Below are 2,806 nucleotides of genomic sequence, written 5' to 3'. Positions count from 1 at the left end.
CGGATCGGATGTGGTGCGTTTACGGCCACCTTGCAGGCGTCTGACGCCCGTAAGGTGGCCTTAACGGCACTTTGGGCAGGATGGACGTATGGCGCATCAGGTCACGGTGATGACAAGGGTCGGGTGTCCGTCGTGTGTGACGGCCGAGGCCGAGGTCGAGCGCATCTGCGGGGAGCTCGGGGTGCCGTGGGAGGCCGCCGACGTCGACACCGATCCGGAATGGCGTGCCGAGTACGGCGACCGCGTTCCGGTGATCCTCGTCGACGGCGCCGAGCACGGGTACTGGAAGGTCGAGGAGGACCGGCTCCGCGCGGCGCTGGCCTGACGTAATAGCCCGGTAAGGCCCGAATCCCAAGCCGGATCCGCCTTCCGCGTCGAATATGGACACGTGGAGGCTCAAGGGATTCGGAAAGAGCGGCTTTCGCTGCCGGTCGCCGCGCTGATCGGCGTCCTCGCGCTGGCCGCCGCGCTCGGTGTGGGGCATCTGGTCGCGGGGTTCGTCGGCTACGCGGCCTCGCCGTTCGTCGCGGTGGCGACGTTCGTGATCGACCACAGCCCACAGGGGATCGTGAAGTGGGCCGAACGCACCCTCGGCACGGCGGACAAGCTCGTCCTCAAGATCGGCCTCGGTGTCGTGCTGGTGCTGTTCGCGCTGGCCGCCGGACAGCTTTCGCGACGCAAGCCCCTGGCCGGCCAGGTGCTCGTCGCGGTGCTCGGCGTCGCCGGGATCGCCGCGGTGTACGTCCGGAACGACCTCGGCCAGATCTCGTTGCTCGCCCCGGTGGCCGCGCTGGTGGCGGGGCTCGCGGTGTTCACCTGGCTGCACCGGCTCGCGCTGCCGGTCGAGCCGCGGTCCTACGACGGCGAGTCGCGCCGGAAGTTCCTGGTCACCGGTGTCGGTGTCGCGGCAGGCGCGGGTGTCGCCGGACTGGGCGGACAGCTCCTCGGGACCAGCACGAACGCCGAGGGCTCGCGCGAGGCGATCGGACCGCTCGTCCCGGCCCGCACCGTGCCGCCGATCCCGCCGGACGCCGACTTCGCCAAGCTCGGCACGCCGCCGTTCGTCACCCCGGCCGCCGACTTCTACCGCATCGACACCGCGCTGGTCGTCCCGCAGCTGCGCAGCGAGAAGTGGAGCCTGCGCATCCACGGCATGGTCGACCGCGAACTCACCTTGTCCTACGCCGACATCCGCTCGCGCCCGCTCGTCGAGCGGCTCGTGACGCTGACGTGTGTGTCGAACGAGGTCGGTGGCCCGCTGATTTCGAACGGCCGGTTCCTCGGCGTCGATCTCGCCGATCTGCTGCGCGAGGCGGGGGTACGGCCGGGCGCGGAACAGCTGGCCGCCACCAGCGCCGACGGCTGGACCTGCGGTACCCCGATCGGCGCGGCACTGGACCCGGAGCGTGGCGCGATGCTGGCGATCGGCCTGAACGGCGAACCACTGCCGGTCGAGCACGGCTTCCCGGCGCGGATCGTGATTCCCGGGCTGTACGGCTACGTCTCGGCGACGAAGTGGGTCACCGACCTCGAAGTGACGACCTGGAGCGCGCGCCAGGCTTATTGGCTCAGCCGCGGCTGGGCTCGCGAGGCGCCGATCAAGACGGAGTCCCGCATCGACACGCCCAGCGGGTTCGCGCGGGTGACCGCGGGGAAGGTGCGTGTCGCCGGGACGGCGTGGGCCCAGCACACCGGGATCGCGAAGGTCGAGGTGCGGCTGGACCAGGGGCCGTGGCGGGAGACGACGCTTTCCGCCGAGGTCAGCAAGGACACCTGGCGCATGTGGTGGACCGAGCTCGACGTCCCGCCGGGCTCGCACCAGGTGTTCGTCCGGGCCACCGACCGGTCCGGCTACACCCAGACCGAGGCCCGCGCGGACCCGGTCCCGGACGGCGCGACCGGGTGGCATTCGGTGACACTGGACGCACGCTGACCACCCCTTCCACGGTTCGGACTGGGTGCTCCGCTATAAAAACCTTGGGTGGCGACCCGGCACAGCTCCGGGTGACGAGACAGTCTTGTCGTGGCGTTCCCGGACCGAACAGGGAGTGATCGTTGTGGTGAAGCTTCGCGGCGTCGCCGGAGCCGGCATCGCGGCCGTGGCCGTGCTGGCCCTGACGGCCTGCAACCCGGACGACGCGGCGTACAGCGGCAAGGCCGAGCAGTACAAGTCCGCGACGCCGCCCGCCCCCGCGCCCGCCTCGGCGCCGGTGAGCACGGTGTCGACGCCGACCCCCGCCGAGGGCGGCGGCTCCGGTGTTTTCGGCTCCGCGTGCGAGTCGCTGCCGCACGGCAGTGAGGCGGGCAGCGTCACCGCGATGGGGCAGCAGACGGTCGCCGCCGCTGCCGCGGCGAACCCGCTGCTGACCAAGCTGTCGGCCGCGATCAGGAACGCGAACCTGACGGACTCGCTGAACAGCGCGCCCGCGGTGACCGTGTTCGCGCCGTCCGACGAGGCCGTCAAGGCGTACGGCGAGACGAAGTTCAGCCAGCTGAAGGGCACCGAGCTGACGTCGCTGCTGAACTTCCACGTCGTCGGCAAGCGCCTCGACGCCAAGGGTCTTGAGGCCGCGAAGACGTCCCCCACGCTCGCCACCGACGGCGGGCAGCTGACGTTCGCGGGCACCGGGAACCAGCTGACCGTGAACGGCGCGAAGATCCTGTGCGGGAACATCGCGACCAAGAACGCGACCGTGTTCGTGATCGACAAGGTCCTCACCCCCGGTTCTACCGGGAACTGAGGCCCTCTCTGCTCGAAGGTCCGTGAAGGCCTCCTTCACAGCGTTGAGCGCTGTGAAGGCCTGTC

The 2,806-nt window shown here is 70.5% G+C and carries 3 protein-coding genes; all 3 read left to right on the top strand.

The features are described from left to right. Positions 1–88: 88 nt before the first annotated feature. The 3 genes from ACFWY9_RS44360 to ACFWY9_RS44350 all read left to right on the top strand — a co-directional run bounded on the left by ACFWY9_RS44360 (position 89) and on the right by ACFWY9_RS44350 (position 2,741). Positions 89–325 (top strand): glutaredoxin family protein, encoded by a 237-nt coding sequence (locus tag ACFWY9_RS44360; protein WP_378323647.1) that lies wholly within the window; start codon positions 89–91, stop codon positions 323–325. A gap of 63 nt (positions 326–388) precedes the next feature. Further along, a complete protein-coding gene (locus ACFWY9_RS44355; protein WP_378341718.1) occupies positions 389–1,933 on the top strand; it encodes a molybdopterin-dependent oxidoreductase in 1,545 nt (514 codons plus the stop codon). 124 nt (positions 1,934–2,057) lie between these two features. Further along, a complete protein-coding gene (locus ACFWY9_RS44350; protein ID WP_378341717.1) occupies positions 2,058–2,741 on the top strand; it encodes a fasciclin domain-containing protein in 684 nt (227 codons plus the stop codon). Positions 2,742–2,806 lie beyond the last annotated feature (65 nt).

The organism is Amycolatopsis sp. NPDC059027, assembly GCF_042739735.1.
Lineage (GTDB): Bacteria > Actinomycetota > Actinomycetes > Mycobacteriales > Pseudonocardiaceae > Amycolatopsis.
This window is presented reverse-complemented; position numbering and strand designations above follow the sequence as displayed.